This window comes from Paenibacillus jamilae (genome assembly GCF_050482105.1).
Lineage (GTDB): Bacteria > Bacillota > Bacilli > Paenibacillales > Paenibacillaceae > Paenibacillus > Paenibacillus jamilae_B.
This window is the reverse complement of record NZ_JBCNHI010000014.1, coordinates 128,564-147,316: the sequence shown is the minus strand read 5'-3', so window position 1 is coordinate 147,316 and position 18,753 is coordinate 128,564. Positions and strand designations below refer to the sequence as shown.

Genomic DNA, 18,753 nt, shown 5'->3' with positions numbered 1-18,753 from the left:
TCTCCGTCACGATTATTAACTTAAATTTGATATTATATAAGCATGTAAGCGATGTCAACTGCGGATTTACGTCTTCTTATATCCTAAAATAATCGTTGACCATGTAAGACTGCCCGATTTATGATGTAAAAAAATGGCTGGATGTAAGGGTTTCAGGATGAATACGACACTCCCAAACTTGATGATGAAGGGAAGAATGTTATGCTGAAATTTCTGCAAAAAATCGGCAAGTCGTTAATGCTTCCAGTAGCTACATTACCCGCCGCAGGGATTTTGCAAGGACTAGCTCTCATTAATTATGAAACGGACATTCCGCTTGGCCCTGGAGTTGGTGGATTTCTGAATCACTATGTCACTCCTTTTCTGAATGAAGGGGCGGGTGCCATCTTCGGCAACCTGGCGCTCATTTTCTCCATCGGTGTTGCTATTGGCCTGGCAGGCGACGCGGTAGCCGCACTTTCGGCAGTCATTGCCTACTTGGTGCTAACCCGTATTTTAGCGGCCGTACCAGGCATATTCGCGTATATTCCAGATGATGTAAAGCTGGATATGGGCGTATTGGGCGGTATTTTTATCGGTGGATGGTCCGCTTATCTGTTCAAGAAATATCACAATATTCAACTTCCAGATTGGCTTGGCTTTTTTTCGGGCAAACGCTTTGTCCCCATGATTACAGCCTTCACCACCATGATTTTAGCTATTCTGCTTGGCATGATCTGGAGTCCGATACAAGATGGCATTGCAGCCTTCGGCAACTGGATTGTTGGCTTTGGCGGAATCGGGTCAATGGTGTTTATGATTGCCAACCGACTGCTGATCCCGCTCGGTCTGCATCATGTGTTGAACTCAATCGCATGGTTTCAAATTGGTGACTATACCAATGCTGCAGGCGAAGTTGTTCATGGTGACCTGACGCGTTTTTTCGCAGGCGATACATCGGCGGGTATGTTCATGTCCGGCTTCTTCCCCATTATGATGTTCGCTCTGCCAGCGGCGGCTCTTGCATTCATCCATACGGCCAAACCGGAAAAACGTAAAGCTGTCGCTTCCATCTTTATCGGCTCTGCACTAGCGTCGTTCCTGACCGGAATTACTGAGCCCCTCGAATTTTCTTTTATGTTCGTTGCACCTCTGCTTTATGGCGTTCATGCTTTGCTAACAGGTCTGAGCGGCCTAGTCGTATACCTACTGGATGTCAAACTCGGCTTCTCCTTTTCAGCAGGACTCATTGACTATCTGGTCAATATGAAGCTCTCCACCCATCCATTGCGAATGATCCCGATTGGGCTTGTCTTCGCCCTCGTCTATTATTTTCTGTTCCGCTTCATCATCCTCAAATTCAACCTAAAGACTCCCGGGCGCGAAGACGATATAGATGACAATCTCCTGTCTGAGGCGACTGAATCCGTACCCGTTGGAAAAGCAAGCGCCTCATCTGGCACTCAGCCCAGTCAGGCAAGCAAAGTCCTAAGCTATCTCGGCGGTCCAGACAATATTCAAAGCATTGATGCCTGCATTACGCGGCTACGGCTTGTTGTCAAAGACGACAAAGCGGTTAACGATCAAGCTCTTAAGCAGCTCGGAGCGTCAGGAATTATCAGGCTTGGGAACGGTACCCTACAGGTTATTTTCGGTACTCGATCCGAAGCTCTGAAAGATGAGATACAACGATTGATGTTATGAAGCTAATCCCCTGCCTTAAGCACGTGCGATCTTCCTATAACAGACGCACGTGCTTTTTATTATGAATAAACGTTTCAAATTTTTTGTTTTTGGTTAAGGCAATGCACATAAATGGGTAACAGCTTCATATGATTGTACTGGAATGTAGCACTACCGATTTTACGTCCTGCGTTCGCTTTTCTCGGCGCATTTACCTTTATAGGAGCTTGGAATGATTACTTATGGCCGTTAATCGTTTTAACGGATGAGCGCAAATTCACCCTCCAGATTGCATTGTCGCAGTTGAACGGGATTTACAATACGGATTATGCAATGGTCATTGCTGGCACCCTGCTGGCTGTACTCCCGCTTATTATTTTGTTTCTTTTCATCAGCCGCCAATTTATTTCCGATCTTGCCGCCGGAGCGATCAAAGATTAGCTTTGCTTGATTCCCCTTATTCTTTTCATGTATAATTGTTAATCGTCATTTCAAATAGCTTACATGGCCAAGTCAGATATTCTATGAGCTAGTCAAGATAAGAGATTACAATTTGAACATGAACTATAAACCGAGGGGAAACTTCCAGATGAACAAATTCACATATTATAATCCCACCAAATTAATTTTTGGAGACAATCAAATTGAACAATTGCAGCAAGAGCTGTTGAATTACGGCAAAAACATTTTGCTGGTATATGGAGGCGGAAGTGTCAAGCGAAATGGTTTGTATGACCAGGTATTAAACGCGCTGGAACCTCTGCACCTCAGCATTCATGAATTGGCCGGCGTTGAACCCAATCCACGCTTGTCCACTGTTAAGAAGGGTATCGAGATTTGCCGAAATGAAAAGATAGACTTCCTGCTTGCAGTGGGCGGCGGAAGTGTTATTGATTGCACCAAAGCCATCGCAGCAGGAGCTGAATATGACGGCGATGTGTGGGATATTATCAATAAAAAACATATGCCGACCCAGGCTTTGCCATTCGGTACCATCCTTACACTCGCCGCAACTGGTTCAGAAATGAACCCGGATTCAGTTATCACCAGCTGGGAAACGAATGAAAAATACGTGTGGGGCAGCGCGGTGACGCATCCAAAATTCTCGATTTTGGACCCGAAAAATACCTTCTCTGTACCACGTGATCAGACGGTGTATGGCATGGTGGATATGATGAGCCACGTGTTTGAACAGTACTTTCACAATGTCAAAAATACACCACTGCAAGATCGTATGTGCTTTTCCGTACTGCAAACCGTGATCGAAACGGCTCCTAAGCTGCTGGAGGATTTGCACAGCTACGAGCATCGCGAAACGATATTATATGCTGGGACCATTGCCCTGAACGGTACGCTGCAAATGGGTTACTTCGGGGATTGGGCTTCGCATACTATTGAACATGCATTATCTGCTGTATATGATATTCCTCATGCTGGTGGTCTGGCGATTCTGTTTCCCAACTGGATGAGACATACGGTGGATCAGGACACCGCACGCATGAAGCGGCTGATGCTCAGTATGTTTGACTTGGACACTGTAGGTAAAACAGACAGAGAAATTGCCTTGGAAGGTATTGACCGTCTAAGTGCGTTTTGGACAAGTCTTGGTGCCCCTTCTACCCTGGCCGATTACAACATTCATGATGAGCAATTGGAAAACATCGCTAACATTGCGGCCCGTGAAATGGAGCATGGAGGTTTCGGTAATTATCAAAAGCTAAAACAGGAAGATATTTTAGCTATACTGCGTGCATCGTTATAACATTCAAAAAGGAGTGCCCTCAAGCCTGTGATGGCTGAGGACACTCCCTTTTAGTATTATGAATTCACCGTTTGTCCTTTTTCTTCTACCTGAATAGCCGCCCCTACGTTGGCACCAGCAAGAATACCCTTGTTCTTATTAGGATACAAAGAATTCATATAGGTGCGGGTTTCGGCAACGACAATTCCCGATAAGCCAAGCAGAGCAATCAGGTTCGGAAAAGCCATCATGGCGTTAAAAATATCTGCCAGCAGCCAAATGGCATCCAGTTTAATGAACGCGCCCCCGCCAACCAGTACAATGAACAGATAACGATAAGGCTTGATCCACTTAACCCCAAGCAAGTATTCAACACAGCGCTCCCCGTAATAGTTCCAGCCAAGCATGGTGGTGAATGCGAACATAATCAGGATGATGGTGAGCAGTTCTGCTCCCAGCGGAAATGCACTGGAAAATGCTTGCTGAGTCATCAAGCCTGCATCGGTAGGCCCGCTCCACACCCCGCTAACCAGTAACGTCAACCCAGTCATCACGCAAATAACCATCGTATCAATAAACACGCCTGTCATGGAAATCAGCCCTTGTTCCGCAGGCCATTTGGTTTTGGCAGCTGCGGCTGCAATCGGTGCGCTCCCCAATCCAGCCTCATTGGCAAAAATACCTCTGGCTACCCCGCTGCGCATGGCCAGCATAATCGTAGCTCCTGCAAATCCACCCGTTGCCGATGTAGTTGAAAATGCTGAATGTAGCACAAGCGCGATTGCGGCAGGCAGCTGGTCAGCAAACCGAATCAATACAATGATACAAATCAGTACATATAGTCCTGTTTTAAAAGGAACGACCTTCGTCGATACCTTGGCAATACTTTTGAGTCCTCCAATGGTGACTAGAGCTGTAAGGATAGCAATCGTCAGTGCCGTTACAATCGGCGGAACGCCAAAACTGTTTTCAGTCGAAGATACAATTGCCTTGACCTGAGGAAATGTTCCGATCCCGAACAATGCTACCAGCATCCCCGAAAAAGCAAACAGCATCGCCAACGGTTTGAAACGACGTCCCAAGCCTTTTTCAATATAATACATCGGGCCTCCGGAAAATTGTCCGTTTCGATCCTTCACCCGGTATTTTACCGCTAGCACACCTTCCGCATATTTCGTTGCCATTCCAAAGAAGGCTGCAACGACCATCCAGAACAAGGCACCCGGCCCCCCCAGCTTAATGGCTGTCGCTACACCGACAATACTTCCTGTACCCACGGTAGCCGCCAGTGCCGTACTCAAAGCCGCAAAGCTGCTTACATCCCCGCTGCCTTCGTTCGGTGCCTTACCGATGAGCTTGATCGCCAGGGGCAGACGGAATACCTGCAACATTTTCAGACGTATGGTCAGCCATAACCCCGTTCCCATAACAAGGATGATAAGAGGTGCCCCCCATATCCAACTGCTAATCGTTTCTAACACATGTACCAAATTCATTTCAACCCGCTCCTCCAGCATATTAGAAAACAAAAAAGAGTCAAATCTGTTGATTCGACTCCTGGAGAGGTTAAAGGCACGAAAAAATACAACCATCTTGTGCAGGATTTCACCTTTAAAAGCTCATAAAAAGCCTAGGGCTATCCCTGTCACAGGTTATTCGCGTCTCTGTCCTTTTGCCTGAGAGTTTAAGCAGATGTGATTCTGCGGTGCACCTTCGGCGCCCAATTAAGGGTCTCTCCAGAGTTCTGTCCGTTTACGGTCCCTGCTCGTTGCTGTAACCAGCTTAAGCACCTGAGAGTTTTGCCCCTTCGGTCGGAACTTTCGTTCCATCTCCCGCAAACATCAACCAGACATATGAAATTTTTATTTATTATACAGAAAAATTTCAGCATATTACAAGTGAAAAATTTGTGAAGCCCTCTGACAAATCAATAGGATGTCTATACAAAAAAGCGGGTACAGCAGATTGCATCCTTCGGATTTTATCTGCCGTACCCGTCAAAGTGATATGCAATTACAATTCTTCACCATTGGTTGCTATCACATTTTTATACCAGTTAAATGAGTCTTTTTTGGAGCGTTTGAGCGTTCCGTTACCATCATCATCCAGGTCAACGTAAATAAATCCGTAGCGCTTGGACATTTCGGACGTAGACATGCTCACAAGGTCGATCGGACCCCAGCTGGTGTAACCAATCAGATCAACACCGTCAGCAATGGCTTCCTTCATTTGGGCAATATGCTGACGCAAGTAATCAATACGGTACGTGTCATGCACAGAACCGTCTTCTTCTACCTTATCATACGCACCCAAGCCGTTTTCCACGATGAACAGTGGCTTTTGGTAACGGTCATAAAACGTATTCAGTGTAACACGCAGGCCGATTGGATCGATCTGCCATCCCCAGTCGGAGGACTGCAAATACGGATTTTTTACACCGCCAATCAGATTCCCTGCTGCTTTCTCTCCCTCTGGCCCTGCCGATACAGTCAAGGTCATATAGTAGCTGAATGAGATAAAATCGACCGTGTTATTTTTCAAAATTTCGGCATCGCCGGGTTCTGTCTGGATCACAATATTATTTTCTTCAAAATAGCGGTTCATATAGTTGGGATATTCCCCACGAGCATGCACATCCGTAAAGAACAGGTTCATTTGATTTTCATGCTGTGCTTTCAGAATATCCTCTGGGTTACACGTATGTGGGTAGCTTTCAATGCGGGCCAGCATACAACCGATCTGAGCGCCCGGAATGATCTCATGTCCCCGCTTGGTCGCCAATGCACTTGCTACAAATTGATGATGCAAAGCTTGATATATCGCTTGTTGCTTGTTTTCTACTCGGTCAATAACCACACCGCCGCCTGTAAATGGGCTCATGGTCATCACATTGATTTCATTAAAGGTCAGCCAGTATTTTACTTTGTCTTTATAGCGTGTAAATACCGTTTCAGCATAATTTACGTAATGATCTACGACTTCGCGTCCCAGCCAGCCATTATACTTCTGAGTCAGACCTAGCGGTGTTTCATAATGCGACAATGTCACCAAAGGCTCAATGCCATACTTGCGCAGCTCATCAAATACATTGTCGTAGAATTGCAATCCTGCTTCATTCGGCTCGGCATCATATCCATTCGGGAAAATCCGCGACCAGTGGATCGACATACGGAATACTTTAAAGCCCATTTCTGCAAACAAGGCAATATCCTCTTTGTAGCGGTGATAAAAATCCACACCTTCACGCTTTGGAAAACGGGCGTTTACCTTCCCTGCCAAGATGTCCTCCAATCGTTCGGACGAAACTTCTATAGCATGATCGTTCTTACGTTCCGCTTTGGGTACATAGGCAATCATGTCTGCACTAGACAATCCCTTTCCATCTACGTCAAAAGCACCTTCCAATTGGTTGGCTGCAGTTGCCCCGCCCCATAGAAAGTTTTTCGGGAATCCTTTTAGCGTCTTCGTCATGGTATGAAAACCTCTTTCCTTAATTTAATGTTTTCACTTTAGTCAGTAACCCGTCAGGTGCTGCGATGCCAATCCATAACTAACGGTAACCGTTCTTCTTTGAAATGCATCGACAGATGCTTTAAAATAGACGTAATGCCCTCATAAAGCATCCTAATTGTTGTAACGCGTTTCATGTCAAGTATTTTTTTCTTAGGTGAGGAGAAGCATCATGTCGAATCTTGATCAAATTGCAAAACTGGCGGGCTTTTCCAAAGCTACGGTATCCAGAGTGTTAAATCAGTCCCCCCATGTAAGTCACGAAACTAGAGCTAAAATTTTAAAAATCATGCAGGAATTAGATTATGTTCCTAATCGGAATGCGATCTCTCTATCCAAGGGTCAGACGCTTCAGATTGGTATCATCACTTCAACTATTAATGAAATTGTTTTGGCATTTTTGGACAGCTTTGTGGAAATTGCGGGGCAATATGAATTCCAAACCATTATCTACACTTCGGGAGAAGACAAAAAGAAAGAGCTTCAAGCTTTTGAGGATTTAAAAAGAAAACGAGTCGATGCGCTAGTTATCATTTCCTGCGTGAATGACACTGATTTTTTGAGTACCTATTGCAAATATGGACCGATCGTGGCATGGCAACGCATGGAGCATACCGATATTCGCTCCGTCGCAATGGACCAGTATGAAGGATACATGTTAGCGTTAAAACATTTGATACAAAAAGGCTATACACGTATAGCCAATGCTTTTGGTCGTCCAAGCAGCATCAATACTCAAAGCAGACAGCGAGCCTATGAGCAAATTATGAGCGAACATAATCTGCCAGTGTTGCAGCATTGGAACTACTCTTCTATTTATAACATTCGTGACGGTGAACAGGTCGTGCGCAATTTGCTACAGCATCGGGAGGAATTTCCGGAGGCTATTTTGTGTGCTAACGATTATGTAGCAGTGGGCATTCTCTGCGAAGCGCGCAGACAACTGCTGAAGGTACCGGAAGACTTGGCGATTGTTGGGTTTGATAACACGGAGCTGGCGCACACCATGGGCATTACAACGGTTCAAAATCCCATTATGGCTCAGGCGGAAAACGCTTTTTTCATGCTTTCTCCTCAGCTGATTGGACGCCAGATGGAGCTTCATTCACTGGAATACAGTCTCATTGAGCGTACAACCACTTAAGAGGACTGTTGACTCGCAAACTAAGCAAATGGGCCTTAATATGAAATATTTTTTGTCGAAAGAGAATAAAATATGTTGAAATCGCTTTTTTTTGTGCTACAATAGCACTATATCGAAGGATTGTGACCGGTGATGCGGGCAATGCCTGAGTTCAATTGAGTGCTATTGCTAACAATAGTGTTGAATTGTGCTTGGGCATTTTTTATTGGTAAAGGATGGGAGGGGGAACTTCAATGATTATTGAGAAGGTGCTCAATAACAACGTCCTGTTGACTAAAAACGATAAAGGCAAAGAGGTCATCGTCATGGGAAGAGGTATTTCCTTCAAAAAGGTGGCTGGCGACCAAGTCGATGATCATAAAATAGATAAGATTTTCATGTTAAATGAAAACGAGTTCACGGCCAGATTAACTGAGCTGCTGAACGATATTCCTGTATCTCATCTGGAGGTCGTGAATGAAATCGTGACCCATGCAGCAGAAGTGCTGGATACGGAGTTAAGTGATAACATTTATTTAACATTGACCGACCATATTCATTTTGCCATACAGCGGGAAGAAAAAGGATTAGCACTCAAAAACGCGATGCTGTATGAAATTAAACGCTTTTACAAAAAAGAATTTGCAGTTGGACTCGATGCTCTGCAAAAAATTGAAAATACGCTCGGTGTAAAGTTGGGTGAAGACGAAGCGGGATTTATCGCATTGCATATGGTGAATGCGCGAATCGACGGTAACGAAATGAAGGCTACACTAAAAATGACTGAGATTGTCCAACATATATTGAACATTATTACGTACCATTACGGGATTGTGCTGGATGAGTCTTCTTTTAGCTATTCGAGATTTTTGACCCATTTGCAATATTTTGCAATGCGAGTGATTCGCAAAGAGGTCATTCACAGTGGTGAAGAATTTTTGTACAACCAGGTAAAGCAAACATATACCGAAGCTTTTGCTTGTGCTCAAAAAATTAATGAATATCTGGAAAAAACATATGATCAATATTTAAGCAAGGATGAATATGTATATCTAACGATTCACATTCATCGGGTAACTGAACGTAATAACATATCAGGCTAAAAACTTCATATCCTCATCGTTCATGGATTGTGACTGGTAAGGCAGGCAAAACCTAAACTGATGGTGAAATCAACGTTCCCTATATAGGAGGAGTGCGTCGTTTTCACCACGAGTTTAGGTTTTTCTTGTTTACAAGGTTAAAAAGATGCACGCCGGCGCATCTTAGCAACAAGTGTAAACGGTAAATCCTATCAGTAGCAAGAATAACACTTAAGGAGTTCTGAACATGAGTGATAAAGAGCTAGCCAAAAAAATCGTGACTCTCGTTGGCGGCGAAGAGAATGTCAATTCGGTATTCCACTGCGCTACACGCTTGAGATTTAAATTAAATGATCGCACAAAAGCGGACAAAGCTACGCTGGAAGCAACGCCTGGTGTCATTACAGTCGTGGAAAGCAGCGGCCAGTTTCAAGTGGTTATCGGTAACAATGTAGGTCAAGTCTTTGAACATATGATGGCAGAAACAAATTTGCAGGATGCGGACAATCCAAATACGAAAAACGATGAATCTTCCGAGAAAACGAATTTTCTTGGCAAAGCAGTCGATATTATTTCTAGTATTTTCTCCCCTCTCTTGGGCGCTCTTGCTGGAGCAGGTTTGCTCAAAGGGATTATGGCCTTAATTTCGTCGCTTCATTGGATTGATACTGCAAGTGGTACGTATCTAATTCTGAACGCTGCTTCGGACAGTGTATTTTATTTCTTGCCTATATTCTTGGCTATTACTTCGTCCCGTAAATTTAAGACCAATGCCTTTGTATCGGTCGCAGTTGCTGGAGCACTCGTCTACCCGGATGTTATAGCAGCGGTGGACAATCCGGCAAAACTGGCTTTTCTCGGGATTCCAATCATTTTAATTAAATACAGTTCCAGCGTAATCCCAATTATTCTTGCGGTATGGGTACAATCTTATGTGGAACGCTGGTTTAATTCCTTTGTTCATCAATCGGTAAAAAACATTATCGTCCCTATGCTATCGCTGCTGGTCGTTGTTCCATTGACGTTTTTGGCCTTTGGTCCAGTCGGTAACCTGATCAGTCAAGGCTTGGCGAACGGTTTTACATGGGTATACAATTTAAGCCCATTGATTGCCGGAGCTGTGGCCGGGGCGTTCTGGCAAGTATTTGTTATTTTCGGCGTACACTGGGGCTTCGTTCCAATCATGCTGTCCAACATTGCAACACTGGGTTATGATACGATGCTTCCAATGCTTACAGCAGCTGTGCTTTCTCAAGCAGGTGCAACACTGGGGGTATTCCTGAAATCACGAAATACTCAAATGAAGGCTTTGGCTGGTTCTTCTACACTGGCAGCTGTATTCGGGATTACCGAACCTACAATTTATGGTGTAACTTTGAAATTGAAAAAGCCTTTCATTTACGCTTGTATTTCAGGTGGTATCGGGGGCGCGATTATCGCTTCCGGCGGAGCAACTGCAAAATCCTTCTCCCTGCCTAGTTTACTGGCGTTGCCAACTTATTTTGGAGCTGGATTCTTATGGGTTGTTATCGGCTTACTGGTTGCCTTTGTACTCGCAGTTGTATTGGTTATGATTTTGGGCTTTGATGATCCAAAGGAAGAAGCTGCAAAAGCAGAAACAGCACCTGTAAAGAAAGAGGCAACAATCGAAAAAGAAATTCTTGTAAGTCCGCTTCAAGGTAAAGTGCTTCCATTGGAACAATCTTCTGATGTTGCCTTTGCTTCAGGTGCTATGGGGAAAGGAATCTTGATCGATCCTACAGAAGGTGTGCTGACATCTCCTGTTAACGGAACGATTACGACAGTATTCCCGACCGGACATGCCATCGGTATTACTTCCAATGACGGAGCAGAAATTCTGATTCACGTTGGTGTTAATACAGTGAAGCTGAAAGGACAATTCTTTGACAAGCGCGTCAAAGAGGGTGATGTGGTGAAACAAGGGCAGTTGTTGCTCGAATTTGATATCGAACAGATTAAGGCGGCAGGCTATACAACAACTACGCCGATCATCGTAACCAATTCCGCTCAATACCTGGACGTCCTGAAAACAATAGAAACAGAAGTGAAGCGTGAAGATTACTTGCTGACCGTTGTAGTCTAACGTTTAACTTGGAGACTAAAAGAAGCTTTCCAAATGGAAAGCTTCTTTTTTATGCATTATGAGACAAGTGTTACAGCTAATAATGGAAATATCATATATTGTAAGTTTGAGATTGTAAAAAAAGGAGGATTTCTGTGAAAAAAGGATATATCGCCGGGTTAAGTGTCATTGTGTTGCTTATCATTGGTATTGCTATTTCAGCTGTAGTTAAATTTCAAGATCTGGAGCAGGTAGTTCAGCAGAAAGACAATGAGATCCAGGCAAGCAAAAGCAATTACCCCGAAATATATGACCATTTGAATGCGGTTACAGTTGAGGGCTTTAAACAATTGATTCAGCAGGATCAAAGTGTATTTGTCTATGTTGGCAGACCTAGTTGTGGCGACTGCAATCGGTTTGAGCCTAACTTTAACAAGATGATTGAACAGTATAATCTGGGCTCCAAAATTACTTTTTTAAACGTTCACAAAATTCATAAGGACAAATCCCAATGGAATAAGTTCAAAGCAGATTACAACGTAAAATACACCCCCACGATTGCAGAATTCAGAAACGGCAAGCTGGTGGATAAAATAGAATGGACGCCAAAAAGAGATCTCAGTACAGATGCCGTAAAAGAATGGCTAACCTCCAAAAAGCTCATTTTATAAGCCTCTTTTTTATCCATTTCATTGAGAAGAATAGAGTTGTTCATGCAAAAAAGGTATTCAAGCGAACAACGCATGAATACCTTTTTATGGAGAATGTCCAAATCATCAAGCTGATTAAAAAATAGTTCCTAGCGCTCTTCACTGGCTTCGGATAAGCCTTGTTTACACCCATCCGTTCCTATATTGCAGACGCATTATACAGTACGAGCATCCATCAAATCGGGAAATTCATATCGGATAATATCTGTTTCGGATACGATATGTCCGATCTGTGACTCAATGAATTCCAAATCTCCCGCTATCGCTCTTATAAAATGCTGGGTACCAGGTTCTATAACGATGACCATACCAGGACTGACGGTCTGTGTCATCCCATTAATACAGACGCTTCCGGTTCCTGAAACGATGGTCCAAACCTCTTTGCGGAACTGATGCTCATGATAGCTGATAAATCTCCCGCTCGATATAACAACACGTTTGGTGACCGTTTGTAGCCCGCTCGCCGCTTGTTGATGGGATAAGACCGTTTGCCTCCCCCAAAAGCGCTCCTCAAAACGCGGTCCAATTTCAATTTCAGCCACCATATCCTTAATTCCCGTTGATGATTGTCGATCCGTCACCAGCACACCATCCGGACCAGCAACGACAATAATGTTCGGGACATTCCAGATGCTAACCGGAATTTCCAGTTCATTGATGATATGCGAGTCATGTGATGCTTCCGAAATATATCCGGGACCGCTCAGCTTTGAACTTACTTCCCGCACCAACGAATCCCACGTTCCCAAGTCCCTCCACTCTCCATGATATGGGAGCACAGAGAGCTTACGAGTGTGCTCTACTACCGCAATATCAAAACTGGTTTTAGGCAAGTCTGCGTAATTTGTCGAAAGGGTTTTATAATCGGCTGGTAAACTCATTTGCGCCAGCACATCCAATAAAAATCCAAGTCTAAAAGCAAACACTCCGCAATTCCATAAAGCTCCTTCACGGATCAATGCTTCGGATCGAATCAGATCAGGCTTTTCTACAAATGAACTCACCCTATAATATTCCTGGTCAAGTAAGGGATCTGAAGGCACAATATATCCATATTTATCTGAGGGCTCCGTTGGAACAGCCCCCATCAACGCGATATGGCTTCCTGATTGCTCTAATATGGAAGGAAGCCTGCGCAGGTGCTCGAAAAATTCATCCCCCGCATAGCCATCCACCGGCATGACCCCTATGATTTCGTCACGTGATGCGCCTGCAACGTCATGCAAGTAAGCCGTAGCCAGGGAAATGGCCGGAAAGGTATCCCGCTGAGTCGGCTCTTCAATTACTACAGCGTCTCCGCCAATTTGTCCCTGAATCAGTTCGGCCTGAGTTCCGCTCGTAGAAAAATAAGCTTGATCTGCCAAATTCGCCTCCTCTAACTGCCTCCATATCCGTTGCAGCATGCTTTCTGGTCGCTCGTCATGACGTAGGATGGAAAGAAACTGCTTGGGGCGGTTCACATTGGATAAGGGCCATAGACGTTTACCCGAACCTCCGGATAATAAAATCATTCGCAAAGATGCAACCTTCTTCCTTTAAATTCATATTTTTCTTGCATTATAGGACTGTTTGCTTTTCGTGCTTTTGCCGAATACATAAGTATGTAACATCGTAGAAAATACATAGTTATGCCATGTTAATGGTATCTTTGTCCGTACAGGAGATGTCCGTCATGTCTACAAAAATACTCATCATTGAAGATCAAAAAAGTTTGGCGGATATGATAGCTCTTCATCTTCAGGAGGAAGGTTATCATACCGAACTAATTTATGATTGTAAACTCGCAATTCCTACCTTAATGCACTTTAAGCCGGCCATTATTGTGACCGCCCTAATGTTTTCCGGTAAAGTCGAATGTGAGCTGATCAGTCACATCCGTCAATTTACTACAGTTCCTGTGCTCGTCATCTCTAATAACACCCAGCTGAATACAAGAATAAAAGCTCTAGACGACGGAGCGGATGACTTTTTATGCAAACCCTTCAATCTGCGAGAGTTAAATGCCCGCATCAAAGCCTTGCTGCGCCGCAGTGGCAGCAACATGCTCACTAAATCACAAGCGATAACCCAAGAGCTTAAAAAGGTAAGAGTTTGGGTGAATGATTACCGTCATAGCCTGTTGGTCGATGAACAAGAAATCGAAGTTACCCACATCGAATTTTCCATTATAAAAGAGATGTCCTGTAATCCAGGAAAAGTCTTCACCCGTAGCGAGCTAATGGATCGGGTCAAAGGCGGAGACGGCGCTTATCTGGATCGTACCATCGACGTGCATATCTCCAGCCTCCGCAAAAAAATTGAACGTGATCCTAAAAATCCTCAGCATATCCGTACTGTTTGGGGCAGAGGCTACAAATATGAGATGTAACCGTATCGTAGCTGTCTGGTTCTCTCTGGGCAGCTACTTCTTAGGGAAGCTTCCGCTTTGTCCATCGCCGATAAGGAAGAAAACAAGCTGCTCCACCCACTATCCCTATGACAAACAATACCCAGCCGAAACGATAGGCTGAAGCCAGAATAATGACAACCTTACCATTTCCGCTGCCATTCGTTATGAATCCGGTCGTTACTCCATTTACAGACAGACGCGCCCGCTGATTTTCGCTATCCAGTCTGAACTCCCATAGTGGATTAGGGGATTCAGTCTCCCGGATGAGCACCTGCTGATGCATGGGATTATATAACGTAAAGCTGCGTTCCATTGAATTTTCACGAGTAGCCTGAATGCTTTCGGAAGCGTGTGGTGCCATAAAAAAGGTATCCATATCCGTTCCCTCAAACAGCGTAAATTGATCCACTGTAATCATCGCTTGATAAGGGATAATGGAATATTGCTTCATTTGAAATAAGCCTGACTGCTTCTTGTGCGCATGCGCCAGTATCTGAAACTGCATTAAGGCGGTTCCTGCTGGCGCCTTCACTATTTGGTCATAATGGTTCCATTGCTCCTTATCTCTCTCCTCTACCTCATCAATATAGGAGGTTTGCAGAATCTGGGACGCTTGATTCAAAAAAATGACCTTCATATGCCGACTTCCAATTTGTTCAGATCGGGCATTCAGTTGCACGGCGTACTCTTGCAGTGGCTCCGCCTTCATTTTTGGGGACGCATAAATATTCCAGTCACAGGAATAACTAGGCGCATAACGGATAGACAGTTCTTTGTCCTTGATGGACAGATCCGTCTGACCAGGTCCAATATCTGCTACACATCCGACATCCGTGCTCAATGATTCCTTTGTGTCCTGCCCAGGCATGACAGTCACTTCCTGCCCATCCATTCGATGAATATCTTCAAAACGGCTCAATGACGGTACCTGACTGTCCAGGACAAGGGCTAAGCGATATTTTCCCTTGGTTAAGAACAGGTTTTTAAATTCGACTCGACCATAATCGTTCAGCAGACCGGGAATTTGTATGATTTTCTTGGCAAAGCCATCCTGATTGGGCACCGTTTCAATCACCTGCTTTTCGGATAAAGAGGTAGCGGGTAACCGCTTGTACAATTCACCCGTATGAATCGTTCTGATCAGCATCTCTCCAGTCTCTTCATTCCCCCATGTCATGGTTAACGATCCATTATATCCGGCAGGTAAATTAGCCAAAATTGCTGTGGTATAGGTTCCCGTTTTGGCGACTTCCACCTCTCTGCTTAACGTCCCTTTTTGGTAGCTGATTCCCCGTCCCATACTAAGTCTTGGCAACGCACGTTCCGTCTGCACATTCCCTTGGGCATTAAAATCGTTCTCTGCCTCCAAAGTGAAAAAGAGCTTGCCTCGCTTCAATGCCTGCTCCACCGGAAAAGATAGCTGATCCAGCTGATCCACAGGGACAATTGCAAATTGATTAACCGCATTAAAGCCTTGCAGGTTATTAACCGTAACCGGAGTATCTCCTTTGGGAAAAACATGCTCTCCCAGATCGACCCATTGAAATTGGTTTAATCCCTCATCATGGGTCTTGATGTTAACCACACCATCCGGCAGTGTAACCTGCAGTTTTCCGCCTGCCTTATTCATGAACACTCTAGCATATACATGCGAGGCTTGAGGCTGATCCAATTTTTTGTGCATCGTAAACGTGTTGGGCTTGCTGTATTGCCCCAAATCACGCAGCTGAATATCGTGAATCCACCAGTAATTTTTTTGCTGCGGTCGCTGTAGGGTTAGCAAATCCATTCTCATCCAATAGCTTCCAGGTGGTGAAACGTATTCCCCGTAAAATTTTACACTGTCAAAATTATAGCCCTCGGAAGGTGCCACGACATAGCTGACCCCCAGCTCATGCATTTGCTTATCATAAAACCTCATTTTTACATGCATTTTGTTCGTCCCGCGACCAGAAACAGTGATGTGGAACTGATACGGATTATTTTCCTTGGCTTCCAGTAATCCAGATCTGGCGACCTGCCATATATTGCTCGGATCTCCCTTCATAATCTCACCGTGCAGAGTGGGCACATTGTTTGATTCCTCACGGGGGTTAGCCTGCACACTGAACAACTGCGGATTATCAGCCTTGAAAAAGGTTTCCGTTCTCAGCATAGAGTCAAAATCCAGTACCGTGTTCCCTTCAATGCTGCTCATCTGATAGGGTGCTACATCCAGCTTTCTACTGGCAAAGGTGACCGCAATCCCTGCATCCATTTCCATATCGAACGGGAAGTTCCGTATATTTTGAGAGGATAAATACCACAACCAATCGTTGGTTGATGCAAAGGTTTTGGACCATTTCAAAAAAGCATTGCCATCCTCAATAGCATCAAAAGGCCGCAAGTAATCCTCTGCCGGGAGCTGGGACAATAGCAAGTCATTAAAGGAGGCTGCCTCCACATAATCCCCTTTGTTGACCGTTTGAATGGTGTTTAGCTCAGGCTTCAACGCACTGAATAGCACCCCAAAGCGGCTGAAATCAAAACCAGGCAGATGACTGTAGCTCTCCAGTCGGCTAAATCCGTAAGGTGTCACAATTTTACTTGCAAGAATATTCATATAAGGCGGTGCCTGATCAAGATTGAATATGGAAAATAAGTCGTTCTTGTACGTCCGTTTCAGCCCGGTCTGACCTTCCAGCTGAGACAGGTGAAAATCCTGCCGCTTCTCTTGTCCCTCATATTCGTCATGGTAAACCAACTGGTTGACCCCAAAAGTAGAGAAAAGCCACCCTAATCGCGAGCTTAATCCGTTGTCCATAACATACTGCAGAAAATTCATATAGTATGTAATACCGGGATCATTGCCTTCATGATGAAAGATCGTATTTTTAGGAGAAGAGTATACCTGAAAATCCCCAGTCGCCTTCTCCGTTGCCGTTTTTCCTTTATTCCATTTGGGCGTCGCTACTCCGTTATAGCTTTGAATCATATTATCAGCAATCGGAAAATAAAGTGCCTTGCTATCAAAACGATCTGAGTCAGTCAGCTTTTCAGCCATTTGACTATAAGCCTTCGGCACTTGTACTGGCTTGTAATACCCTTCAATGAACTGGGTACGCAAGGGAGCAAAATACACGCCCAGACACAAGACGACGATAACAACCGCCAGCTTTTTATACCCCCGCTGTAGCGGTGATGATCCAAACCATTCCATACATTGAATGACGCCAAAGGTCAGCAACACACCGAAATTAAGGGAAAGCAATCCAATAAATTTGTTAGGATCACGGAAAACCGAACCAATCACAGGGGTTTTCGTAACCAAAATAACAAACCACTTGGCAATGGACGGAAATGTCGTTCCAGTCGCTGCAACCATAAATAACAGCGTAAGGAGCGAAAAAATCAGAATAATCGGGTTTTTATGTGAACGTGTCACCATCGCATATCCGATCAATAGCAACAAAAATCCCCCACCTACATAAAACATCGCAGGCAATGAGGAAAAAGAGAACATGGGCCACCAATAGCTCAGTAAATAACCCACATTATATAAACTGCTATTACGGCTGAACAGAGACAACGTATCCACGACGTTGATATTATGCTGAGACGCTTGAGCGTCCATCAACATGCTACCTACATACAGGGACAACCAGTAAAAACTAAGCAGTCCGAAAAACACGCCAAAAATCATGCCTTTACGCAAAAAATTACTGTATAAGGGCTGTAAATAGGCGCGCCCGGCCTTACGATGAGTCCAGGTCAGTTTGAGCAGGAGCAGCATGGTGAATAATCCTAAATAAATCATCCCGAAGAAAAAATAATGAATGGCCGCAGCACTAACAGTGAATACTGCAGCCAGCAGGAACAGGTCAATCCAGTTCCTCTGATACAACTTATGGGGATGATAGTTTTTAATTTGTTGAATTTGAAACTTGGGGTCCACCGCACTGAAAAAGAATCGCAGCATTAACGGAAATAAACTATACCCACAAAGCAAATAAATATGCTGGATGCGAAAAATAACCCACGGATTCAGTGCGTAAAACAACGAACCAACCATGATGGCAAAAATACGGGTTTTCGTAAAACTTGGTGAATAATACACGCTGACCAGTCGCTTGGCAAAGGCATACATCGAAAATGCCGAGACAAATAACAAGCCTGTGATAAACGACTTGAGCAAGACCGGGCCGCTTTCGTCAAATAATAGTGAAAGTCCATAGAAGGGCAAGATGTACAGGATACGTGGAGCATTGAACAAGGTCGAGGTAGACCATCGTTCGTTCCATACCCCGGTTATTTCCTCCAGATACCGATGAGAGGTGGCTCCAAAGGCAATGTCACTGAATACGATTTGTCCTAATCCATAGATGGGGGCAAGATATGCGACAATCGCAGCCAGCATCAATAGGATTGCCGCCATATCGTAGCGGTAGCGAAATATCCACTTTTTCATGCTTGT

At 44.4% G+C, this 18,753-nt stretch carries 11 protein-coding genes, 1 pseudogene and 1 riboswitch; of the genes and pseudogenes, 8 read left to right on the top strand and 4 right to left on the bottom strand.

The window, feature by feature from the left end; genetic code table 11:
* Positions 1 to 201 precede the first annotated feature (201 nt).
* The 3 genes and pseudogenes from ABEW32_RS11915 to ABEW32_RS11905 all read left to right on the top strand — a co-directional run bounded on the left by ABEW32_RS11915 (position 202) and on the right by ABEW32_RS11905 (position 3,424).
* Positions 202 to 1,683: a PTS transporter subunit EIIC gene (locus ABEW32_RS11915; RefSeq protein WP_430187949.1), complete on the top strand. Its 1,482-nt coding sequence runs from the start codon at positions 202 to 204 to the stop codon at positions 1,681 to 1,683.
* Positions 1,684 to 1,815: 132 nt separating this feature from the next.
* Positions 1,816 to 2,103 (top strand): annotated as a pseudogene (locus ABEW32_RS11910) (ABC transporter permease subunit); the annotation flags it as partial.
* A 148-nt stretch (positions 2,104 to 2,251) separates the two neighbouring features.
* Positions 2,252 to 3,424, top strand: coding sequence for an iron-containing alcohol dehydrogenase (locus ABEW32_RS11905; RefSeq protein WP_430187947.1), 1,173 nt, complete (start codon positions 2,252 to 2,254; stop codon positions 3,422 to 3,424).
* Positions 3,425 to 3,480: 56 nt separating this feature from the next.
* Here ABEW32_RS11905 and ABEW32_RS11900 read toward each other — a convergent pair whose 3' ends face one another.
* Both ABEW32_RS11900 and ABEW32_RS11895 read right to left on the bottom strand, forming a co-directional pair.
* The gene (locus ABEW32_RS11900; RefSeq protein ID WP_430187945.1) at positions 3,481 to 4,899 is read right to left on the bottom strand and encodes an alanine/glycine:cation symporter family protein; all 1,419 of its coding nucleotides are present in this window, start codon (positions 4,897 to 4,899) and stop codon (positions 3,481 to 3,483) included.
* A 158-nt stretch (positions 4,900 to 5,057) separates the two neighbouring features.
* Positions 5,058 to 5,153: riboswitch (glycine riboswitch) on the bottom strand.
* A 263-nt stretch (positions 5,154 to 5,416) separates the two neighbouring features.
* Entirely contained in the window at positions 5,417 to 6,874 is a 1,458-nt protein-coding gene (locus ABEW32_RS11895) for a glycoside hydrolase family 1 protein (RefSeq protein ID WP_430187943.1), read from the bottom strand.
* Between the two features lie 211 nt (positions 6,875 to 7,085).
* Here ABEW32_RS11895 and ABEW32_RS11890 point away from each other — a divergent pair, with 211 nt between their 5' ends.
* From ABEW32_RS11890 to ABEW32_RS11875, 4 genes are all read left to right on the top strand, one after another.
* Positions 7,086 to 8,057, top strand: a complete 972-nt coding sequence (locus ABEW32_RS11890) for a LacI family DNA-binding transcriptional regulator (RefSeq protein ID WP_430187941.1) — start codon at positions 7,086 to 7,088, stop codon at positions 8,055 to 8,057.
* A gap of 233 nt (positions 8,058 to 8,290) precedes the next feature.
* The gene (gene licT, locus ABEW32_RS11885) at positions 8,291 to 9,139 is read left to right on the top strand and encodes a BglG family transcription antiterminator LicT (protein ID WP_016818607.1); all 849 of its coding nucleotides are present in this window, start codon (positions 8,291 to 8,293) and stop codon (positions 9,137 to 9,139) included.
* 226 nt (positions 9,140 to 9,365) lie between these two features.
* A complete protein-coding gene (locus ABEW32_RS11880) occupies positions 9,366 to 11,222 on the top strand; it encodes a beta-glucoside-specific PTS transporter subunit IIABC (RefSeq protein WP_430187939.1) in 1,857 nt (618 codons plus the stop codon).
* Positions 11,223 to 11,356: 134 nt separating this feature from the next.
* Positions 11,357 to 11,872, top strand: a complete 516-nt coding sequence (locus ABEW32_RS11875) for a thioredoxin family protein (RefSeq protein WP_430187938.1) — start codon at positions 11,357 to 11,359, stop codon at positions 11,870 to 11,872.
* Positions 11,873 to 12,066: 194 nt separating this feature from the next.
* Here the strand turns inward: ABEW32_RS11875 and ABEW32_RS11870 are convergent, their stop codons facing one another.
* Positions 12,067 to 13,422 carry a sugar phosphate nucleotidyltransferase gene (locus ABEW32_RS11870; RefSeq protein ID WP_430187937.1) on the bottom strand — a complete coding sequence of 452 codons (1,356 nt, stop codon included), beginning with the start codon at positions 13,420 to 13,422 and terminating at the stop codon, positions 12,067 to 12,069.
* Positions 13,423 to 13,583: 161 nt separating this feature from the next.
* Between ABEW32_RS11870 and ABEW32_RS11865 the strand changes: the two genes are divergently transcribed.
* Complete coding sequence (locus tag ABEW32_RS11865; RefSeq protein ID WP_430187935.1) at positions 13,584 to 14,279, top strand: response regulator transcription factor; 696 nt, start codon at positions 13,584 to 13,586, stop codon at positions 14,277 to 14,279.
* A gap of 40 nt (positions 14,280 to 14,319) precedes the next feature.
* Here ABEW32_RS11865 and ABEW32_RS11860 read toward each other — a convergent pair whose 3' ends face one another.
* On the bottom strand, positions 14,320 to 18,747 hold the full coding sequence (locus ABEW32_RS11860; RefSeq protein ID WP_430187933.1) for a hypothetical protein: 4,428 nt from the start codon (positions 18,745 to 18,747) through the stop codon (positions 14,320 to 14,322).
* Positions 18,748 to 18,753: the final 6 nt, after the last annotated feature.

What these genes read in the sequence shown, in the direction of transcription:
- ABEW32_RS11915 (WP_430187949.1), top strand. Translation starts at nt 202, where the DNA reads ATGCTGAAATTTCTGCAAAAAATCGGCAAGTCGTTAATGCTTCCAGTA.
- ABEW32_RS11905 (WP_430187947.1), top strand. Translation starts at nt 2,252, where the DNA reads ATGAACAAATTCACATATTATAATCCCACCAAATTAATTTTTGGAGAC.
- ABEW32_RS11900 (WP_430187945.1), bottom strand. Translation starts at nt 4,899, where the DNA reads ATGAATTTGGTACATGTGTTAGAAACGATTAGCAGTTGGATATGGGGG.
- ABEW32_RS11895 (WP_430187943.1), bottom strand. Translation starts at nt 6,874, where the DNA reads ATGACGAAGACGCTAAAAGGATTCCCGAAAAACTTTCTATGGGGCGGG.
- ABEW32_RS11890 (WP_430187941.1), top strand. Translation starts at nt 7,086, where the DNA reads ATGTCGAATCTTGATCAAATTGCAAAACTGGCGGGCTTTTCCAAAGCT.
- licT (WP_016818607.1), top strand. Translation starts at nt 8,291, where the DNA reads ATGATTATTGAGAAGGTGCTCAATAACAACGTCCTGTTGACTAAAAAC.
- ABEW32_RS11880 (WP_430187939.1), top strand. Translation starts at nt 9,366, where the DNA reads ATGAGTGATAAAGAGCTAGCCAAAAAAATCGTGACTCTCGTTGGCGGC.
- ABEW32_RS11870 (WP_430187937.1), bottom strand. Translation starts at nt 13,422, where the DNA reads ATGATTTTATTATCCGGAGGTTCGGGTAAACGTCTATGGCCCTTATCC.
- ABEW32_RS11865 (WP_430187935.1), top strand. Translation starts at nt 13,584, where the DNA reads ATGTCTACAAAAATACTCATCATTGAAGATCAAAAAAGTTTGGCGGAT.
- ABEW32_RS11860 (WP_430187933.1), bottom strand. Translation starts at nt 18,747, where the DNA reads ATGAAAAAGTGGATATTTCGCTACCGCTACGATATGGCGGCAATCCTA.